The sequence below is a fragment of the Ferroplasma acidiphilum genome, from assembly GCF_002078355.1.
Taxonomy (GTDB): domain Archaea; phylum Thermoplasmatota; class Thermoplasmata; order Thermoplasmatales; family Thermoplasmataceae; genus Ferroplasma; species Ferroplasma acidiphilum.
Window position 1 is genome coordinate 337439 of sequence record NZ_CP015363.1, and the last position, 19181, is coordinate 356619.

Annotated in this window: 21 protein-coding genes; 11 read left to right on the plus strand and 10 right to left on the minus strand. The window is 37.7% G+C overall.

The genetic code is table 11. The features are described from left to right. The first annotated feature begins 174 nt into the window (after positions 1-174). On the plus strand, positions 175-2106 hold the full coding sequence (gene gyrB, locus fad_RS01840) for a DNA topoisomerase (ATP-hydrolyzing) subunit B (protein WP_236940588.1): 1932 nt from the start codon (positions 175-177) through the stop codon (positions 2104-2106). A 9-nt stretch (positions 2107-2115) separates the two neighbouring features. Then, complete coding sequence (gene gyrA, locus fad_RS01845) at positions 2116-4491, plus strand: DNA gyrase subunit A (protein ID WP_009887394.1); 2376 nt, start codon at positions 2116-2118, stop codon at positions 4489-4491. Between the two features lie 89 nt (positions 4492-4580). Here the strand turns inward: gyrA and fad_RS01850 are convergent, their stop codons facing one another. The 3 genes from fad_RS01850 to fad_RS01860 form a co-directional block, all read right to left on the minus strand. Beyond that, on the minus strand, positions 4581-5228 hold the full coding sequence (locus fad_RS01850; protein WP_009887395.1) for a cyclase family protein: 648 nt from the start codon (positions 5226-5228) through the stop codon (positions 4581-4583). A 140-nt stretch (positions 5229-5368) separates the two neighbouring features. Beyond that, entirely contained in the window at positions 5369-5875 is a 507-nt protein-coding gene (locus fad_RS01855; protein ID WP_081141551.1) for an OsmC family protein, read from the minus strand. 144 nt (positions 5876-6019) lie between these two features. Then, positions 6020-7615 carry an APC family permease gene (locus tag fad_RS01860; protein WP_081141553.1) on the minus strand — a complete coding sequence of 532 codons (1596 nt, stop codon included), beginning with the start codon at positions 7613-7615 and terminating at the stop codon, positions 6020-6022. Positions 7616-7928: 313 nt separating this feature from the next. Between fad_RS01860 and fad_RS01865 the strand changes: the two genes are divergently transcribed. Further along, positions 7929-8912 (plus strand): homoserine dehydrogenase, encoded by a 984-nt coding sequence (locus fad_RS01865; protein ID WP_009887399.1) that lies wholly within the window; start codon positions 7929-7931, stop codon positions 8910-8912. A gap of 109 nt (positions 8913-9021) precedes the next feature. Here fad_RS01865 and fad_RS01870 read toward each other — a convergent pair whose 3' ends face one another. Continuing rightward, a complete protein-coding gene (locus fad_RS01870) occupies positions 9022-9393 on the minus strand; it encodes a hypothetical protein (RefSeq protein WP_081141554.1) in 372 nt (123 codons plus the stop codon). A 79-nt stretch (positions 9394-9472) separates the two neighbouring features. Here fad_RS01870 and proC point away from each other — a divergent pair, with 79 nt between their 5' ends. Continuing rightward, entirely contained in the window at positions 9473-10258 is a 786-nt protein-coding gene (gene proC / locus fad_RS01875) for a pyrroline-5-carboxylate reductase (RefSeq protein WP_081141556.1), read from the plus strand. Positions 10259-10302: 44 nt separating this feature from the next. Continuing rightward, a complete protein-coding gene (locus fad_RS01880; RefSeq protein ID WP_081141557.1) occupies positions 10303-11244 on the plus strand; it encodes a CoA transferase in 942 nt (313 codons plus the stop codon). Here the strand turns inward: fad_RS01880 and fad_RS01885 are convergent, their stop codons facing one another. The 5 genes from fad_RS01885 to fad_RS01900 are packed head-to-tail and all read right to left on the minus strand — an operon-like array spanning position 11245 to position 14266. Then, complete coding sequence (locus tag fad_RS01885) at positions 11245-11469, minus strand: hypothetical protein (RefSeq protein WP_009887403.1); 225 nt, start codon at positions 11467-11469, stop codon at positions 11245-11247. Beyond that, on the minus strand, positions 11466-11804 hold the full coding sequence (locus tag fad_RS01890) for a hypothetical protein (RefSeq protein WP_009887404.1): 339 nt from the start codon (positions 11802-11804) through the stop codon (positions 11466-11468). Before fad_RS01890 ends, fad_RS01885 begins: the two co-directional genes overlap by 4 nt. Position 11805: 1 nt before the next feature. Next, complete coding sequence (locus fad_RS09215; RefSeq protein WP_009887405.1) at positions 11806-12000, minus strand: hypothetical protein; 195 nt, start codon at positions 11998-12000, stop codon at positions 11806-11808. After that, on the minus strand, positions 11987-13180 hold the full coding sequence (locus tag fad_RS01895; protein ID WP_081141558.1) for a cytochrome b: 1194 nt from the start codon (positions 13178-13180) through the stop codon (positions 11987-11989). Before fad_RS01895 ends, fad_RS09215 begins: the two co-directional genes overlap by 14 nt. A 9-nt stretch (positions 13181-13189) precedes the next feature. After that, positions 13190-14266 (minus strand): Rieske (2Fe-2S) protein, encoded by a 1077-nt coding sequence (locus fad_RS01900; protein ID WP_196795611.1) that lies wholly within the window; start codon positions 14264-14266, stop codon positions 13190-13192. A 108-nt stretch (positions 14267-14374) separates the two neighbouring features. Here fad_RS01900 and fad_RS01905 point away from each other — a divergent pair, with 108 nt between their 5' ends. Further along, positions 14375-14713: a Sec-independent protein translocase subunit TatA/TatB gene (locus fad_RS01905; RefSeq protein ID WP_081141559.1), complete on the plus strand. Its 339-nt coding sequence runs from the start codon at positions 14375-14377 to the stop codon at positions 14711-14713. 1 nt (position 14714) lies between these two features. Then, a complete protein-coding gene (gene tatC, locus fad_RS01910) occupies positions 14715-15539 on the plus strand; it encodes a twin-arginine translocase subunit TatC (RefSeq protein ID WP_081141560.1) in 825 nt (274 codons plus the stop codon). On the opposite strand, the gene fad_RS01915 is transcribed toward tatC, so the two are convergent. Beyond that, positions 15519-15842 carry a hypothetical protein gene (locus fad_RS01915; RefSeq protein WP_009887410.1) on the minus strand — a complete coding sequence of 108 codons (324 nt, stop codon included), beginning with the start codon at positions 15840-15842 and terminating at the stop codon, positions 15519-15521. The two genes, tatC and fad_RS01915, sit on opposite strands and share 21 nt — an antisense overlap. 118 nt (positions 15843-15960) lie before the next feature. On the opposite strand from fad_RS01915, the gene fad_RS01920 reads away from it, so the two are divergent. From fad_RS01920 to fad_RS01935, 4 genes are read left to right on the plus strand one after another with little or no spacing between them, the layout of a single operon-like run. Next, positions 15961-16455: a TRASH domain-containing protein gene (locus tag fad_RS01920; RefSeq protein ID WP_171481593.1), complete on the plus strand. Its 495-nt coding sequence runs from the start codon at positions 15961-15963 to the stop codon at positions 16453-16455. A 60-nt stretch (positions 16456-16515) separates the two neighbouring features. After that, entirely contained in the window at positions 16516-16650 is a 135-nt protein-coding gene (locus fad_RS01925; RefSeq protein ID WP_009887412.1) for a YHS domain-containing protein, read from the plus strand. Positions 16651-16654: 4 nt separating this feature from the next. After that, complete coding sequence (locus tag fad_RS01930) at positions 16655-18685, plus strand: heavy metal translocating P-type ATPase (RefSeq protein ID WP_081141563.1); 2031 nt, start codon at positions 16655-16657, stop codon at positions 18683-18685. A 38-nt stretch (positions 18686-18723) separates the two neighbouring features. Further along, complete coding sequence (locus fad_RS01935; RefSeq protein WP_019841659.1) at positions 18724-19176, plus strand: YbhB/YbcL family Raf kinase inhibitor-like protein; 453 nt, start codon at positions 18724-18726, stop codon at positions 19174-19176. The last annotated feature ends 5 nt before the right edge of the window (positions 19177-19181 follow it).

Genomic DNA, 19181 nt, shown 5'->3' on the forward strand with positions numbered 1-19181 from the left:
GATTTTATATGATTAATTAAACATTAACAATTGTTGCACCTGGCAGTTATTGCTTCTAGCTTTCATATAATGATGTTATCAAACAATAACCACGATGCCGGAAATAACAATTCCGCCAAACTCAATAAAACTTATTACGTTATATTGTATTACAGTAATAGTATGGATAAAGCTATGGATAATTATGATGCATCTCAGATACAAATTCTTGAGGGATTGAAGGCAGTAAGAAAAGTACCGGGCATGTATATAGGCTCAACGGGGCCTGATGGCCTACACCATATGGTTTATGAAGTTGTTGATAACTGTATAGACGAAGCCATGGCCGGTTTCGGTTCTGATATAAATATAGTAATATATAAAGACGGTTCAATATCTGTGGAGGATGATGGAAGAGGTATTCCGGTAGATATACATCCTAAATATAAGCGTCCAGGACTTGAAATAGTTATGACCGAACTCCACAGTGGTGCTAAATTCGATAAAAAAGTGTATAAGGTTACAGGAGGGTTGCATGGCGTTGGTGTACATGTGGTAAATGCACTTTCTGATTATTTGCTTGCCGTGGTAAAGAAGGGAAATAAAATTTATTATGAAAAATTTAAGCAGGGTGTTCCGGTATCGGGGCTACAGGTTCTTGATGCAAAAAATAAATCAGCTGATCCGGAAATTGGGGATATAGAAATGAAATATCCGGAACACGGGACAATTATAAAGTTCTACCCAGATGCAACAATTTTTGATACCATAGATTTTTCATACCCGGTTATTTCACAGAGAATCATGGACCTTGCTTTTTTAAATCCAAATATAACCATAGAATTGAGCGATTTAAGGTCAGGCAAACACGAAAAATTCCATTTTGATGGCGGGCTTGTAGAATATGTCCAGTTCCTCAATCAGGGAAAGGATATCGTTAATAAGGAGCCAATTTACTGCCGTGAGGAATACAAAGAGTATGTGGTAGAATTCGCGTTGCAGTATATAGACAATGTAACCGGCACAGAGGAAAGCTTTGTAAATAATATAAAGACCCCCGAAGGCGGAACCCATATAACCGGTTTCCATACAGGGCTTTCACGTGCTGTTCTCGAATATGCCAAGGCTAAAAACCTGGTAAAGGGCGTAAGCGGGCTTATAGGCGATGATACCAGAGAAGGCTTAACTGCAGTGTTGCATGTAAAGATGTTTAATCCCCAGTTTGAAGGGCAAACAAAGGAAAAATTAGGAAATTCAGTGGTAAAAAGTATAGTATCTTCTATTACTGAAAAATATCTCAAAGATTATTTTGAATCATATCCTCCTATAGCAGATGCAATAATAAAGAGAGTACTCGCAGCTGCCATAGCAAGGGAAGCTTCCAGGAAGGCAAAGGACCTTGTAAGGCGGAAAACTGCCCTGGAAAGCGGAACATTGCCAGGGAAACTTGCAGATTGCTCATCCAGCGATTCAGATCAGACTGAAGTGTACATTGTAGAGGGAGACTCTGCAGGCGGGTCAGCAAAACAGGCGAGGAACAGGGAATACCAGGCAATACTTCCGCTGAGGGGAAAAATACTCAATGTGGAAAAATCAAACGATAACAAGGCTCTGGAGAACGAGGAAATTAAAAACCTTATTACAGCAATTGGTACAAATATCAAGGATAAATTTGACATAAAAAATCTCCGTTATGGCAAGATAATAATAATGACAGATGCCGATGTTGATGGAGCCCATATAAGAACACTTCTCCTGACATTTTTCTACAGGTTCATGAATGAACTTATCCAGGGCGGTCACATTTACTTTGCCCAGCCACCATTGTTCAGGGTACAGAAGGGCAACGATATAGTATATGTATTCAGCGAGGATGAAAAAGACCGTGAAGTGGCAAAGATGGGTAAAAATGTGGTAATACAGAGATTTAAGGGTCTCGGGGAGATGAACCCGGAACAGCTCTGGGAAACCACAATGAATCCTGAATCAAGAAAACTGGTGCAGGTAAGCATAGAGGATGCCTTATATGCCGACCAGCTGTTTAACATACTTATGGGAGAGAAAGTAGAGCCAAGGAGAAAATTCATAGAGGATAATGCAAAATACGTCCAGAATCTGGATATATAGGTGGGATAAATGTTATTAAGGCCAATTGAAGAGGAAATTAAAACATCGTATCTTGACTATGCGATGAGTGTAATAGTGAGCAGGGCAATACCTGATTTCAGGGATGGATTAAAACCGGTACAGAGGAGAATAATATACTCCATGTACGAACTGGGTGTTACCCATGACAAGCCCTATAAAAAGTCTGCACGTATAATAGGAGAAACCATGGGTAAATACCATCCACATGGCGATTCGTCAATATACGAAGCACTGGCAAGAATGGCCCAGGATTTTTCGTTGCGGTATACACTGATTGACGGGCAGGGAAATTTTGGTTCTATAGACGGGGATGCCCCTGCTGCTATGAGGTATACAGAAGCCAGATTAGGCAAAATGGCAGAGGAAATGGTAAGGGACATAGAAAAGGAAACAGTTCCATTTAGCCCGAATTTTGATGGTTCACTTGACGAGCCGGTGTATTTCCCGTCAAGAATACCCCAGTTATTAATAAATGGAACATCTGGAATAGCTGTTGGAATGGCAACCAATATGGTACCACATAACCTTTCAGAAATTTCAGATGCAATAATGTACGGAATAGACCATCCAGACTGCAGTGTTGAAGATTTACTGAAATTTGTTCAGGGCCCGGATTTTCCCGGTGGCGGAATGATTTATAGAAATTCGGACCTTCTGAATATTTACAGGACAGGCCATGGCAAGGTATTCTGCCAGGGAGAAATAGATGATGAAGAAAAGAAAAAAATCATCATTAAAACACTGCCATATGGGGTTAATAAAGCTCTTTATATCCAGAACGTTGCCGAACAGGTAAAAAACGGAATTATAAGCAACATATCTGATATAAGGGATGAAAGCGACAGAAACGGCATACGGGTAGTTATCAAGATTAAAAATGATGACAGCAAGGGACTTACAATTAACCAGTTATATGAACACACCCCACTGGAAACCACCATAGGTGTGAATAATCTGGTTTTGCTGAACAACGAACCAAAGGTCATGACACTTGATGAAATGATTCTGGGCTTCATAGATTTCAGGCTTGAAATAATAAGGAAGCGTTCAGTTTTTGAAGTAAATAAATTGATGGACCGGGAGCATATACTATCAGGGCTTGTTATTGCACTGGAGAACATAGATCGCGTGATAAAAATTATCAGGTCTTCCGACAATGCTGATATGGCTAAAACATCCCTGATGGATCAATTATCACTTTCCGAGAAGCAGGCTCTAGCCATACTGGATATGAGGCTTCAGCGCTTAACTGGATTGGAAATCAAAAAAATTAATGATGAGCTTATAAGCATAAAGGAAAACATTGAAAGGTTAAATGAGATAATAAATAATGAATCCAAACGGAGGGACGTACTTAAGCAGGAAACCCTCGAAATAAAGAAGCAGTTCGGCGATGTGAGGCGCACAAAGGTTCTCAACAGGGATATCAACGCAAGAAACGATGAGGACATCATACCTAATGAGGAATCCATAATGATACTCAGTGAAAATGGGCTTCTTAAAAGGGTTTCTTCTGAGGAATACAATGTTCAGAAAAGGGGCGGAAAGGGAACTATCACAGCAACCAGGAAAGAAGATACAGTTAGAAGCATTTTATCCTGCATGTCCCATGATATGATTTATTTCTTCACGAATACCGGGAGAGTATTGAGAACTAAAGCATATACAATAGAGAAAAAATCAAGGACATCACTTGGTAGTGTCGGCGGAACTTTCCTTAAAATGAATGAAAATGAAAAGATAAAACAGATAATGAAATCGCCCGCAAGCCCTAAAAACTTCCTGATAATAATTACAAAGAAAGGCTTTATAAAGAGAACTCCTGTAAAGGAAATACTGGATATGAGGGAATCTGGCCTGAAGATTATTAAACTCGACGATCAGGATGAGGTAGTTTCTGTAATGGATCTTGAAAAACCATCAAAGATATTTGTCGCAGCCAGCAATAACAAAGCGGCAGTATTCCTTTCCGATGAGGTATCTTCAACCGGCAGAGCTTCAAGGGGAGTTAAATCCATGAGGCTAAACGGTGCTGAAGTAATCAACTCATTTTTAGTGGATGACAACGATACTGTAATGAGCATAACGGAAAATGGGTTGGGAAAAAGAACAAAGATAACTGATTTTTCCATACACCATAGAGGGTCTTCTGGAAATCTCATCTTTAAGGAAAGTGAAAGGACCGGTTCACTGGTTACTGCATTACCTGTTGGCGATTCCCAGGAAGTCCTGATAGTTACCAGAAACAATAAAACTATCAGATTGAATTCTGATGAAATCAAAATACAGTCAAGGGTTACCTCAGGTGTAAAACTTATAAATGTAGACGATGACGATCTTGTTGTTGCCGCCTCGGTACTTTGAATACATATTGATTAAATACCATAAATTTAAGTTTTTAATTTAAAATTTTTTATATTCAATTGAAAATGAAATAAGATTATAGTATACGCCTATTCAACAGCGACTACCCTTGCCATAGCTCCACTGCCTCCATAAATCTTTAGTGGGAGTGCAATAACAGTGTATTCCCTTCCAGTTTCAAGCTTATCGAGATTCGCTAAATCCTCTATAAAGACCATATTTTTTGAAAGCAAAGCCTTGTGGACTCTGAAATCACCGTGGCTATATGGGTCTATGCCTAACGTATCTATGCCTATAACTTTCGGATGGTGTTCTATCAAAAAATCAACAGTATCGTCGGCCAACCCTGGAAAATCGTATTGAAATTCTTTTGTAAACCCACGTTTTTTATCCCAATTCGTGTTTATTAAAATAATCTTATTGTCATATTCAGGTTTCCATATTTTTTTCAATGCATTAAGCTTAATTTCAGTGCCATCTACTTCTGGCCTTATGCAATATCCTGGGCCAATAATCTGGCTAAGTGGTATTTTGTCCACAGTCATACCGTTATCGATCATGTGATAAGGAGCATCTATATGTGTTCCAGTATGTGTCACCGTTTCAAACTTTTCAACACTGTAGCCATCTCTTGAAAGAACGCCTATTGGATCTATCCTTACTATTGGATTTGTTGGCCAGCAGGGCATATTTGGTTTCAATTCCACGGACAAATCAAAGTATTTTTTAGTATCCATATATGAATAATGATTTAGTAATATATATAATTAACCTAATATAATTTAAACATTTTATTCAAAAATCTCCTGATTGGATTTTCAATTATACATACCATTACAAAATTTTATTTTATCAAATTAATGATATATTCTAATTCTTATACCTGTGATATTTCAGTGGGTATAGGATTCATTATTGCATATAAGGCAGGGCATGCTTTTTTTGAATGCTCCAGCACGACTTTTATATCCTGATCTGCTTCAACCTCTATCTTTAAAGATTTGATTATGGGAAAGTCGGATTCAACCACAACAGGGCCTATGTCATAATATAGATGCCCTTTAAATTTTAATTTTTTTAATACGATGCCCCTCTTTGCAGCCTGAATTGCAACTGTGGATGCAAAGCATGACATAACTCCCATCATCAGGTAGTTAAGTGGGGTCGCATGTACTCCCTGCCCACCGAGAATTCCTGGCTCATCTGCCCCTAATATAAATTTTGCCTTCTCAGAACCAAGTTCTGCGGTAAACATTGGGCTGCCACTTAAATTAAATTCTCCATTTATGTGTTTTTCTACAAATAAATGCCCACCACTAGATTTAATTTTATTTTCAGTTTTTTCCAGTTCAACCATATTTATATTATCTATTATATCTGCCATAAAACATTAAATCTTATCTGTATTTAAATATATCTAAAATAATTAGTAAGTATGCTAAATCGATACATTCAGATAATCCTGTAACGTATACTGTAGCTATATCACATAAAAAATGTAAAAAATGTTTGAAATAAAAAAATTAATTCATTCCGGGTTGCCCGCTTTTTTATTAGTTATATAATTTACACTTTTTACTCCTAGATTTACACCTACAAAATAGAACACCATTGTAACAATAATAAAAACTATTGTATCATATGGAAACGCGATATAATTTAATCCGTGGAACAGGCTACTTCCTATACGGGACATTATAAGTATAAATATAAGGTATACTGGCATCCATATTCCATACATTGCATACTTCATGTCAATTTTTGTGTAGTGGCTGTAAACAAGTACAAGCAGTATACCGGCGAAATCCAATGGAATGATAATCTCAACTGCTGCCCATCCTGACCAGTATACCAGAAGATTGGCAACAATAAATGCTATGGGTGCAAGTATTTTAGCAAATGGAAGCTTAAATGGCCTCTTTGTAACTATATCTGTTTTTCTGAATACCATTAAGCTAATGGCTCCAGGGGCGTATGATAATAAAAAGCCATCAACCATAATGCCTATAATTGTTGCCAGTGACCTCCCCAGTGCTACTAAAACTATTGTGATTATTAATACAAGAACGATAGAATATACCGGTATTCCTCTTACATTCATCCTGTCAAATAGCTTTGGAAGAAATTTATCTTCCCTTGCCAGGACTTCTCCCACTCTAGCAGTGCCACCATAATATATAACACCATCCTTAAACGTGGCTATAAGTGCAACAATTATTGCAATTATTACTATGGCGGGCAATACAAGTACTTTCGATAGTGTAGCATACGGAGAACTGTAGGCAAACAACGCAGACCAATTACCCGTACTTATTCCAAGTTTAGAGAAATTGATAGCACCTGCGAATACAAGTGATTCAAGAGAAAATACAAGACCAGAAACAAGCAGTGCTACTATAATTGCTATTGGTATGCTTTTGCCTGGATTTTTGACTTCCTCTGAATAATCTATAGGTTGCCTGAATCCTCCGTAACCGAATACGGTCAGGGTTATTGCTCCGAAAAACCCGGTGAAGCCGTATGGTATAACTCCTCCTGCGGTGGAAGTAATATTGGATAGTTTAAAATAGAAAGCAAGGGCAATGATCACAACACCAATAAGCAAAAGTGTAATTGCTGTGAGAATGAGGTTTATAGCACCCATATGCTTTATCCTCAGTATATTAACAAGAAATACAAGTATGAGTACTATTTCCGCCACAATTATTCCAAGATATGTTAATGTCCCGTTTGCATAGAGTGATGGAAAATAAAAACTCAAATATTCCACAACTGCAAATACTATGACCGGTCCTACAAATAGATATCCAACCATGGATGACCAACCATTTATCGCTCCTACTATAGGCCCATTACTTTTAGAAGGATAATATGCAACACCACCTGCCTTTGGCCATGTTGTACCCAGTTCAGCGTATACCAGTCCTATGGGAATTATCATAACCATGGCTATTGGCCACGCCAGTATGCCTATAGGTCCAGCATAGGCAAGTGTGTACACAGGTGCATAGGCGACGGCAGGCCCTAAAATTCCACCAAGTGCCAGCATAATAACACTCCAGAGTCCCAGATCCTTTTTGTATTTACTTTTAACAACATTATTCTGAGTTTCAATATCAACCATATGAGTTAAATAATTAGGAAATATATAATACTATGTTATGTAATGACATGACACTGTATACTTTTAATTTAAAAATTGAGATAGAATGAAATATAAAAAGTTATTAAACCTGAAAAATATCCAGTATTATTTTATATACTTAGGGATTTAAAGTTACTTCGAGGGAAAGGTTGTGTACATAATCTCTGTAAAAATATAAATACACAATAGAAATATAAATATCGCGTAATTAGTATATCTATAGGGTTTTGAAATATTCTACAAATAAAAATCAACATAAGAAGTTTTATAAAATAAGTTATAATAAGCAATTATGGATGTTTCTCTTGTGGGGTTGGGCCATATAGGAAAGGCTGTAGTGGGTATTTTGAATGAAAATCATGAGTATTTTAAAACCAGATTTGGTTCCGATATCCATGTCATTTCTGTATCAGATTCAAAAACAACAGTTTATGATAAAAATGGATTGAATCTTGACAAGGTTCTCATGTACAAGGAAAGGGGAGAACTGGATGAAGTTGCAGATGTAATGAAAATGGAAGATATCTATTCCCTTAATTCAGATGTAATAGTAGATATGTCGCCGGCAACAAAGGACGGGCTTGCAGGCATGCGTATGTATAAAAATGCTTTCGATAGTGGGAAACAGGTAGTAACCTGCAATAAGGCTCCGCTGGCTCTGCACTGGAAGGAGATCATGGAATCATCCAGAAAGCAGAAAAAGAATATACTCTATGAATCAGCTGTTGGAGGCGGTGTTCCCTTATTCAATCTTAACAGGTATTCACTAAAATCATCAAAACTTTTGGAATTCAAGGGGCAGGTAAGCTCAACAATTAATTTTGTTCTGAACCACCTGATGGGAAATGTGGATTTCCATGAAGCAATAAAAACTGCCCAGAGCATGGGCATAGCCGAAACGGATTACCATGACGATACCAATGGGCTGGATGGAGCTAGAAAGACCGTTATTATAGCCAATGCACTCCTCGGGCTTGATTACACATTAAAGGATGTGGAATATGATGGTATAGAAAACCTGGATAATATTGAATACATGAGGAATTCCGGTGAAGTATACCGTGTCCTTTCACATATTACTGCGGGAACAAATCCTATCATTGAATCTAAAATATTCAGCATAAAGCCAGGTGATTCTATGGCCGCTATGGATTCACTATCAATGGGATACCTTGAGAAAACAGATAATAATGACGACCTCATGGTATTTGAAAAGCACGATGGGCCACTGGAAACTGCTGCACAGGTTGTAAATGATATTCTTTTATTAGCCTGAATTATATATTTATTTATTCTTTTTTCCAGGAAATAACAGGAAAAAGTGAACCCCTATTGAAGCAAAATATAACAACATGCATTAATCAGAACCCGGGTATCAGTATTGTTCAAATTAAGGCAAAGAAAGCACCCAGTATGCCTGTGAACAGGAAGAATAAGAACCACATGATAATTTCCATTACTGCCAGGATAAAGCTCCGTCCCAGGCTAATATCATATATAGCGCTATATGTGTAGAGTAAAATAAACAGTGTAATCAGAAAAGCTATAATACTTCCTGCAACTGCAAGTGGTGCAAAGAGAACATGCAGGCCCAGGGACAAAAATACCAGTATGATCACTGTTAAAATTGTTGCTGCTATTGCCTTACCAAAGCTGGAATTTCTACCGGAAACTACAATTTTTGATGCAACATACATAGGAATAGAGAGTATAACTATTGCAATTAACAATGCAATTAAATCGAATAATATTATCATAGTATTATATATAACATATCCTATTAAACCTATGGTATCTAAATCAACAAAGTAATATAATATACTTCGATTATAAATTATGAAAGCAGCTATTATAGGAGCAGGTACAGTAGGAAGGTCAATAGGTGAAGGCATAAAAAATGATTTTGAAGTTTCATTCAGTTCCGGTTCATTTGAAAAGCTGGAAAAATGGAGTAAGGGGGAGTTCAAGGTTTTCGATAACAACGTTGAAAATGCGAAATACGGGGATGTAATACTTCTAGCAATCAAACCAGGAATATCAGATTCCGTTATGGAGGAAATAAGAAGTGCAGCAAAGGGCAAACTTGTAATATCCTTTATGGCAGGGATTACATTATCACACATGCAGGAGATGTTAAAAGATTCAATGGTCGCCCGTGGAATGCCCAGCATACCCATGCTTGTCCAGAAATCAGTCACAGCATATAGTTACAAAAATCTGGATAAGGAACATAAGGATGTACTGGAGAAAGTTTTGAAAGGCTTTGGTTCTGCTGTGCATATAGATGAATCATATATGGATGCTGTAACAGGATTAAGTGGCAGCGGACCCGCATTCGTTGCTATAATGGCAGATTCAATGATTAATGCAGGAATACTGGCCGGAATACCAAAAATCCAGGCACGTGAGCTGGTCATTGATACTTTCATCAATACTATGTCCCTTATGAGAGAGAAAGGGCTTTCGGCATCCGATCTGAGGGATGAAGTTATGACTCCAGGAGGCACCACAGTAGCCGGCATATATGAAATGGAAAAGGCAAATGCCAGGACAGCAATAGCGAATGCAGTTTTAGGCTCATACAGAAGAGCAAAGGAAATAAGCAAAAATTCACGGGATTAATTCCCTGATGAATATATTATATATTTCAAAGGTATACTTTTTTGATGGAAACAGTGATTGATGCCACAAGGTTAATCCCCGGTGCTATAACAACAAGAATTTTATCTGACAGGGGCTACAATGTCATAAAATTTGAGGATACCGGCAAAGGGGATTACATGGATGAACTCTCCCCCGGAGCCAATGATTTCCTTAACCATGGAAAGAAGAGCATATGTGTTGACCTGAAAACCAGCGAGGGCAAGAAGATATTCTACAGATTAATTAAAAATGCTTCAGTTTTTATTGAGAATTTCAGTGAAGGGGTGACTGAAAGGTTGGGTATAGATTATTTAACATTGCACAGGCTTAATCCACAGCTGGTATACTGCTCCATCAAGGGATACAGGGAAAATCCAGAGCTGCCTGCCCACGATATAAATTTTACGGCATTCTCTGGAATAGGTATCACACTACCTGTGCAGATCGCCGATGCCGGTTCCGGTATCTATGCTGCTATGGAGATAATTAATCATTTAAAGAACAGAGATTATTCAAAAGTTACTGTAAATATGTCAGATATTCCACTATATTTTAATGCATATAACCTGTTTACAGAAAACAACGTACTGAACGGAAAATTCCCCTGTTACAGAATTTATCAGGTTTCTGATGGCAAAGTTGCTCTGGGGTGCCTGGAACAGAAATTCTGGGCAAATTTTACAGAAGCAATACAGAGAAAGGATCTGGAAAATTCCCGGTTAAATCTGAATATTAATAAAGAAATTGAGAATATCTTTCTGCAATACAATTCCATGGAAATACTTGAACTTGGCAGAAAATATAATTTTCCGGTCTCGGCTGTCAGGGCAAAAGAAGAAATAATTTCAGGGCTGAATAGTGAGCATGCACCCGGGCATGGGGAAAATACAGATGAAATTTTAAAAAATAATGATTATAAAAACGATGAAATTGATAATTTGAAAAATAAAAAGATAGTAAAATAATTATATATCTTCCTCTCCAAAACCTACAACGAGGAGTACAAATCCTACGAAAGAAAAGAAAAATGATATCCAGCTAGATAGCTGATGTGGGCCTATATTCGAATTGATTGTTGGGAACATATTATAATCCAGGAAAGTTGGAAGTGAAATTATCAGAAATACTATTCCTGTTACAATCATATACCTAGAGCTTTTTTTCATTTTTTCCCATGTTTGACTTATCATATCACAGCCACCCCTATTACAGCGAAAGTAAATATATACAGCAATATTGGAGCTATTATCGTTCTCGACGATATCTTGCCATGCCTCCCCCTATTGTGCATCAATGATATGGCATAGAGAATTATTGACAGTATTACCATCACAAGTGTAATAACCAGTAATCCCTCTTCGTAAACGCCAAAGTTCCCGAATACCGGTGAAACCATCTGGAACGGGTGTTCATGGTACATGGCACCGATTGGTTTTATCAGTACCGCATATAAAATAAACGGTACACTGCCGAACAGGTAAATTATCATGGAATAATAGTATAGATATATAGATTTTTTATCCATTTTAAACCCTCGCTTTTATTGTTCTCTGTAGCATGAGAAATATTATCGCAGCAAACAGAAACAGATTTATAACAAGCGTTATCGCCCATAGGCTCTCATACCTGAATGGATGAACCTGGGTAAAGTACCACATTATAGGATCAACCACAACAAGCTGAATTATGCCTATTAAATAAATTATATTAGTTGTTTTCACTTAACTCACCATCCCTTTTTGCAAATCTCATAGCGTATACTGTTATGAACGATATGAAGGTTATACTCCACCATAGATACATGGTCATCAGCCTTGTCTGTGTTAATCCTGGTTGTGAATATCCCCAGACAGTCATGACCGCAAGCCCTATAAGCATGAATATGCCAAAAGCAGTAATCCATGGCCTTTCCAGGACACCTTTATTATGATACCTGTCAATGAAGGGCAGTAACAGTATGAATACCAGCATACCTATGATTAATGGCACACCTCCAGTACTTAATCCATAACCTGCTACATCCATCAACTTATAAACGGGAGTAATGTACCAGTCAGGCACCGGAAAAGTTCCGTAAGCAAGAGACCCATAAGCCAGTGTCAACTGCTGCGGAAATGCTGCTGATATTATGAGTATTACACCAACCATAACTATGCCTGAAAATACAGCGTAGAGTAAGTTAGTGGGGAACCATGGTATCATTTCGCCCTTTTTGGGTTTCTCGCTTGCCAGTCCTGATCTTTCAAACAGCATGAAATGTATCGCAAATATTGCAAGCATTAATGTTGAAAATACCGCCACATGCAGGGCAAGCAGGTGAGAGAATAGCGCAGGAGTTGTATAATTTCCCACCAGTATAGCTTCCAGCCAGTTAATTAATGCACCTGGAAGTATCCTTCCAAGTACGCTCCTCTGCATGAATAATATGCCTATATGAACAGCAGCCATTGCTATTGCGGTATTTGCAAGCATGTATCCGAGTATTGCTGTGAATATTGTAAGCAAAAACAGTACAACTCCAAGTATCCACTGGAGCCATCTCCACTTTCCCCTATAAGAACCTACGAACCACTGTCTCATCATATGGAAATATACAAGACCTATCATGGCGTATGCCATGTAAAGATGCGATGTAAGTATGATATGCCCAAAGGGGACATCTGATATAATGTACTGTGTGGAATGATATGGGTCAACCTGACTGTAATAGAAAAATAATACTATTCCAGAAACAATCTGGTATATCAGTGCTGTTGCAACCCATGACCCTGTCCACTCATCAATTCTATAGCCGCGGCTTGTGACTGATTTAAATCCTATTTTATAAGAACCTTCAGGCAAATCCTTTTCTTCCTTCACCAAATCGGTTATATTATAATTATTAGTTTCTGCTTTTTCCATTTATTTCACCTATAAAGTATTAGTTGATGTGCTGCCTGAAAAACTCCCTTTCCAGTTTTGAGTGTTGCTAGCTTCGTTGCTAACCACAGTTGTCCTGTATAATATAACTCCTGAACTATTAGAATTCAATCCCAGTGCCGATACACTCAACTTTGGTGGGGTTGACGATGTGGTATTCCCCGTGTAAAGCGTAGAAACGGTCTTAGACGCGACTGAATCGCTAGCTGTTCTTATAGCAGTTCCGCCTGTTAAATCTTCACTTTTTACCTGTGAACCATATGTTTCGCCGCCCGGGAATTGCAAATGCGTTCTGATAACAGCGTTTGAAGAATTAATTCCATATGCGTAAATCTTACCACTTCCACTTGAATCGTAAGAATCGGTAGCCAACATAATCTGCGGTAATGAATGGTTTGCAGGGCTTGATGCTGGGCCATTGTTGTAAAGGTTCCTTCCGCCCCATAATGGATTGTACTGGCTTCCATGGCATTTACAGTATATTAATCCATAATCTGGCCATTGTGCTGGTGTGCCGGGGGCATCACTCTTGTAACCTATTAGTTTTGATTCGAAGGGTATACTTTGCCCGGGATGGTAATCAAGGAAAGGCGGTACACAACCAAGGTGCTGGCATATGCCACTCAATGCCATAATTGAATAATTGTGACCACCATAACTTATGTATATTATTCCATCCATAGGCGCTTTGTTTGATGGTGATATAGGAGAATACCCTGAAGTTGGAACAATGCTCTTGTCCGGTGTTGTTACTTGTACATCTTTAAGAACCAGGAGGAAATTTGGTTCATCCTGAAGCGGGTAATCGAATACCAGCATCGGAGTAGATGTGCTTGATTTGCTAGCAGCAGCATATTCAATAACATCTTTAATAGTTATTCTGCTTCCACTCGGGTCCTCGAGAACAGCCAGTGGAAAATTATCCATTACCGGCACACCCCGGTCCTTAGGCACAACATACCTTTCAACAGATATTCCACCGATTAAAAGAGCAGCAATAGAGAGCCCGGCTCCTTTCAGGAACGCCCTCTTCTCTGGCTCTGGAATATAATTTTTATCGTTCGCCATAAAAGGGCATATTTTTTAAGTCTAAATGTTTATTCAATTTTGTGAATATATTCAATAAAAAGGCAATGTATTTTTAACAATATTATAATTATGAATCAGTGATGTATAATGTTTGATTCATACATGGACATATTGATTATAGCGGTAGTAGCCCTGATTATCTTCGGCGGTACTAAAAAGATTCCTGAAATGGCCAGAAACCTTGGAAAAGCGACAGGTGAATTTAAGAGAGGGCAGATGGAAATAGAGAACGAGTTGAAAAATGGAGCCAGTACAGCATCTAATGTAAATAAGGATCAGATTAACTATATGAAAATAGCTGAAGACCTTAATATCGAGACAAAGGACAAGACCATAGACCAGATTATAGGCGAAATAAACCAGAAATTGGGAAAAGTACCTGCTAAAGAATCAAGTGAAACAACAATAGAAGCAAAGCAAAATTAATATGGAAAACCAGCTTCTTAATTACCTGGTAAAATATTCGGATGAAATCAGGGCAAGATTAATAAAGATACTGGAAGTTTTTGGAATTCTTTTCGGTATTTTCGTCATTTTCAGGCTTCAATATATCTCTCTTTTAGGTTATAGATTTATGTTTCTTTATCCGGATCCATATGACAATATAGGTGCTCAGATACTCTTTCTGCTCAAAGCCCATACATTGACCACCGATACGACCCTTCTGGTTCTTAAGCCGGTTGATGGGGTAATGGCAGATTTTTACACCTGTATGGCAATTGCACTGATAATCTCAATGCCTGTTATTATATATGAGGTTTCTAAATTCATAGACCCTGCACTGAAAACCAGTGAAAAAGAAATGTTAAGATCAATAATATTGCCAGCTTCACTTCTGTTTTTTGCCGGTGCATTTGTTGGCATTTACTTCATAGCGCCGATCCTATTCAAAATTTTTGCCAGTTTTGACATTGGCGTAGGTGCTGATGTTACAATGGGAATATCCAGTTTTGTATCCTTTATGTTTATGTATACAATTGCATTCGGGCTCTCATTTGAAATTCCAGTATTTATGGTTGGCCTGAGCAGATTTGGGATTGTTACAGCGGATACCTGGAAAAAGAACTGGAGATACGCAGTTATAGGCTCACTTGTATACGGCATGATATTTTCACCTGGCGTAACTGGCTTTACAATGGTTGTTATCGCTATACCTATGATAGCACTTTATTTTGCTGGAATACACTTTGCAATAAACGCAGAGAAAAAATTTGAAGAAGATCAGGCATACTCAAACAGCGCTGACCAGTGAAAACCCTTTAATTTCTGGTTTTCCCTTCAAAGAAATTTTTAGTTTTATGTGTTGTCTCTCCCTGTCAATGGAGTTATACACTTCCTGTGGCATTTCTATTTTAACAGGATTCTGAATTTTATACAGTGTGCCTGTGCTAAAATTATCTTTTATCTCGCATACCGCCGTTTTTATAAGCGGGCACATTTCATCAGTGCAGGCACCCTGCGTGGTTAAAATAGATATTGATAAAACCCTGTTCCCTATTAATTTAACGGCCTTATCCCCAATATCTATGCTTCCCTTGCCTATTTGAATATCCATATTAAGATAATATGCTATTATTATTAAAGCATTACTATAAATTTTATATCAGTTTTTCTTTTGTATATATACAAAATGCTTATAATATACAGAATAATTAGATATTATGCATAGCAATATGAATAGGAATGAATCTAGAGTATTAAAGCTTCTATTTGAAAATTCAAAAATGCCAATATCCGAAATATCTGACAGGCTGCTTCTTAACAGGAATACGGTTTCAAAAATTATAACCAAGCTTAATAGGGAATACATAGAACGGTATACAATTACCCTCAAAGAAAGGGAAAACAGTTTGTATATAATAGCAGAAATGGAAAATATTGATGGGTTGGATGATGATATAATAGAATATTATAAGATGGCCAATGGTAATTATCTCGTAGTAATGAATAAGGATAGCCTTTCCGGTAATTTACAATATAAAAATCTGAATATCGCATATAAAAGGGTATTAAACAATGATATGGAAAAAGTTGACCTGTATTGCGATTATTGTGATAGCATCATCAGTGGAAAACCACATGTTCTTGATGTTAACCATAATAAACTGTATTTTTGCTGTGATACCTGTAAATCAGAATACATTCAGAATCATAATGCTACAATATAGCCATGAATACATGCATTGTGAACGGTAAATTTATAAATACCCCTTATTAATAATATAATTATGGCAACAGATCCAGTATGTGGAATGAAAGGAAAAAAAGAGATTGAGAGCGAGTATGATGGAAAGAAATATTATTTCTGTAATGATAATTGCAAAAAGGAATTTGACGCAAACCCTCTAAAATATATCCGGTAAGTTTATGGCAGTAGACCCTGTTTGCGGGATGTATGTATCCCAAGATTCTAAAATATACTCTGATCGTGATGGAACCAGATACTACTTCTGTTCTCAGGGTTGCAAAGACAAGTTTGACAAACCAGATTCAGAAAGCAAGGGCCTGAAAATCAAATTAATAGTTGCATGGCCATTTTCCATTGCCATCATAGTTATTAATTACCTTTTTAGTTTCCCTTTGAAAAATTATGTGTTGCTTTTGCTTGTCCTTCCTGTGCAGTTTTATGTAGGACTCGATTTTTACAAGGGAGCATATGCTGCAATTAAAAACAAAATGGGCAATATGGACCTGCTTATAAGCCTTGGCACACTTACCGCATTTTTCTTTTCTTTAATAATAACACTTGTACCTGGATTATTCCCGGTAAAATATACCTATTTTGACGCATCCGCGTTTATTATAACATTGTTAATGACCGGCGGCTACATAGAAGATTTGACAAAAAAACGTGCAAATTCCTCTGCCAATGCCCTCCTATCGCTGATACCTGATAGGGTACATATTTTGAAAGAGGGGATTGCAAAAGATATCCCGATGGAAAACCTTGTGGCAGGGGATATTATACAGATAAAGCCCGGGGAAAACATCCCTGCCGATGGAACTGTGGTAGATGGAACATCAGAGATAGATGAATCAATGCTTACCGGTGAAGCCGAATCCGTTTTAAAAGCTCCAGGGTCGCCTGTAACCTCAGGCACATTAAACCTCAATGGTGTGTTATCGGTCAAAGTTACAGCCACCGGGAAAAATTCTACTGTAAATAAGCTATATTCAATGATACAGATGGCATCAATGGGCAGGGCAAAGATACAGAAAATATCTGATATATTTTCATCATATTTCGTGCCAATTGTCCTGGCTGCAGCTTTTTCTTCCGCACTATTCTGGTACTTTTACCTGAGGTCTGTATCAAACCCCTTATACTCTATAATTGCAATACTGGTATTCGTATCAGTTGTGGTAATCGCCTGCCCATGCGCCATAGGGCTCGCAGCACCTATTACACTCTTAATTTCTTCCAATGAATCATCAAGAAATGGCATATTAATTAAAAATTCAAGCTCAATGGATAGGTTATCAAAAATAGATACTGTTATATTTGACAAAACAGGTACTATTACAGATAACGAACCGGAGATTACAGCGTTTACAACTACCGGCGATAAGCATCTGGCTGTTTCTCTCCTGTATTCTATTGAATCAGGTTCCAACCATCCCGTAGCACATGCAATTGTTAACTACTTAAAGGATATGAACCCTGAAAAACTTGATATTTCTGAATTCAGGGAGATTCCCGGTTCAGGCGTTTATGGCAAATATGACGGCAAGAATGTAGAGGCAAGCCGTGCGGGAGATCATACATCCCTTACTATGGATGGAATAGAACTGGCTTCAATCAATCTGAAACACAAACTTCGCAGTGGAATAGAGAACGATATTAAAAATCTCCAGAAAAATCATATTCGGGTATTGATAGTAACAGGGGATTCCCTGGAAAATACAAAAGACGTAGCCGAATATCTACATGTAGACAAATATTATTATTCAATAAAGCCCGAAGGAAAGGCCGAAATAGTTAAAGAAGAGCAGAAAACAGGGAAATATGTGATGTTTGTTGGTGATGGAATAAATGATACAGTTGCTATGCAAACAGCAGATGTAGGGGTCGCCATGGCTTCAGGATCAGATATTGCAACTGCAACCGGGGATATAATTTTACTCAACAACGATTTGAAAAATATACTCAGTACACTTATAATAGGAAAATACACAATAAAAAAGATCAAACAAAATGTGGGATGGGCAATAGGGTACAACTCTGCACTTATACCTGTAGCTGCTGGGATTTTGACTCCGCTCCTCGGTTTAGGAATATATTATGTATTGCCAATATTTGCTGCTCTGGCTATGGGATTAAGTTCCACAACCGTAGTATTGAATTCCATGCAATTGAGAAAACATATGGAGCGGAAAATTGCCCTGGCTTCCATGTGATTCAGTTAAATTTATAAGTATTTTATGTATTGTTGTGTATGGAATTGAGAGTTATAGGGATGTCTGAAGGGCGCAGGATTCCTGACAAATTTACCTGCAGCGGGAAAAACCACTCCCCGAAGATTGAGATACATGATCGCAATGAAACAGGATATTATTTTATAGTTATGAATGACCCGGATGCGCCTTCAGGTTTATTCACGCACTGGATCATATACAATATTCCGGCGGGAATAGTAACACTTGAAGAAAATATCGGGAATAAAGAAATTACAGAAGAGGGATATTATCAGGGATTGAATGATTTTGGGGAGCTAGGATATGGTGGCCCATGCCCTCCAAGAGGTGATGGAGACCACAGATATTTCATTAAAATATACAGGACCGATGAAGCAGTAAGCAGAAAGAAAATTGATGCAGAACACGCATATGAAATTCTGGATAAATTGAGCCCGGAAGCCGAATTTTACGCTCTTTTCAGTAGGGAATAATTTTT

Coding starts and splice junctions, on each gene's coding strand:
- gyrB (WP_236940588.1), top strand. CDS start 175: ATGGATAATTATGATGCATCTCAGATACAAATTCTTGAGGGATTGAAG.
- gyrA (WP_009887394.1), top strand. CDS start 2,116: ATGTTATTAAGGCCAATTGAAGAGGAAATTAAAACATCGTATCTTGAC.
- fad_RS01850 (WP_009887395.1), bottom strand. CDS start 5,228: ATGGATACTAAAAAATACTTTGATTTGTCCGTGGAATTGAAACCAAAT.
- fad_RS01855 (WP_081141551.1), bottom strand. CDS start 5,875: ATGGCAGATATAATAGATAATATAAATATGGTTGAACTGGAAAAAACT.
- fad_RS01860 (WP_081141553.1), bottom strand. CDS start 7,615: ATGGTTGATATTGAAACTCAGAATAATGTTGTTAAAAGTAAATACAAA.
- fad_RS01865 (WP_009887399.1), top strand. CDS start 7,929: ATGGATGTTTCTCTTGTGGGGTTGGGCCATATAGGAAAGGCTGTAGTG.
- fad_RS01870 (WP_081141554.1), bottom strand. CDS start 9,393: ATGATAATATTATTCGATTTAATTGCATTGTTAATTGCAATAGTTATA.
- proC (WP_081141556.1), top strand. CDS start 9,473: ATGAAAGCAGCTATTATAGGAGCAGGTACAGTAGGAAGGTCAATAGGT.
- fad_RS01880 (WP_081141557.1), top strand. CDS start 10,303: ATGGAAACAGTGATTGATGCCACAAGGTTAATCCCCGGTGCTATAACA.
- fad_RS01885 (WP_009887403.1), bottom strand. CDS start 11,469: ATGATAAGTCAAACATGGGAAAAAATGAAAAAAAGCTCTAGGTATATG.
- fad_RS01890 (WP_009887404.1), bottom strand. CDS start 11,804: ATGGATAAAAAATCTATATATCTATACTATTATTCCATGATAATTTAC.
- fad_RS01895 (WP_081141558.1), bottom strand. CDS start 13,180: ATGGAAAAAGCAGAAACTAATAATTATAATATAACCGATTTGGTGAAG.
- fad_RS01900 (WP_196795611.1), bottom strand. CDS start 14,266: ATGGCGAACGATAAAAATTATATTCCAGAGCCAGAGAAGAGGGCGTTC.
- fad_RS01905 (WP_081141559.1), top strand. CDS start 14,375: ATGTTTGATTCATACATGGACATATTGATTATAGCGGTAGTAGCCCTG.
- tatC (WP_081141560.1), top strand. CDS start 14,715: ATGGAAAACCAGCTTCTTAATTACCTGGTAAAATATTCGGATGAAATC.
- fad_RS01915 (WP_009887410.1), bottom strand. CDS start 15,842: ATGGATATTCAAATAGGCAAGGGAAGCATAGATATTGGGGATAAGGCC.
- fad_RS01920 (WP_171481593.1), top strand. CDS start 15,961: ATGAATAGGAATGAATCTAGAGTATTAAAGCTTCTATTTGAAAATTCA.
- fad_RS01925 (WP_009887412.1), top strand. CDS start 16,516: ATGGCAACAGATCCAGTATGTGGAATGAAAGGAAAAAAAGAGATTGAG.
- fad_RS01930 (WP_081141563.1), top strand. CDS start 16,655: ATGGCAGTAGACCCTGTTTGCGGGATGTATGTATCCCAAGATTCTAAA.
- fad_RS01935 (WP_019841659.1), top strand. CDS start 18,724: ATGGAATTGAGAGTTATAGGGATGTCTGAAGGGCGCAGGATTCCTGAC.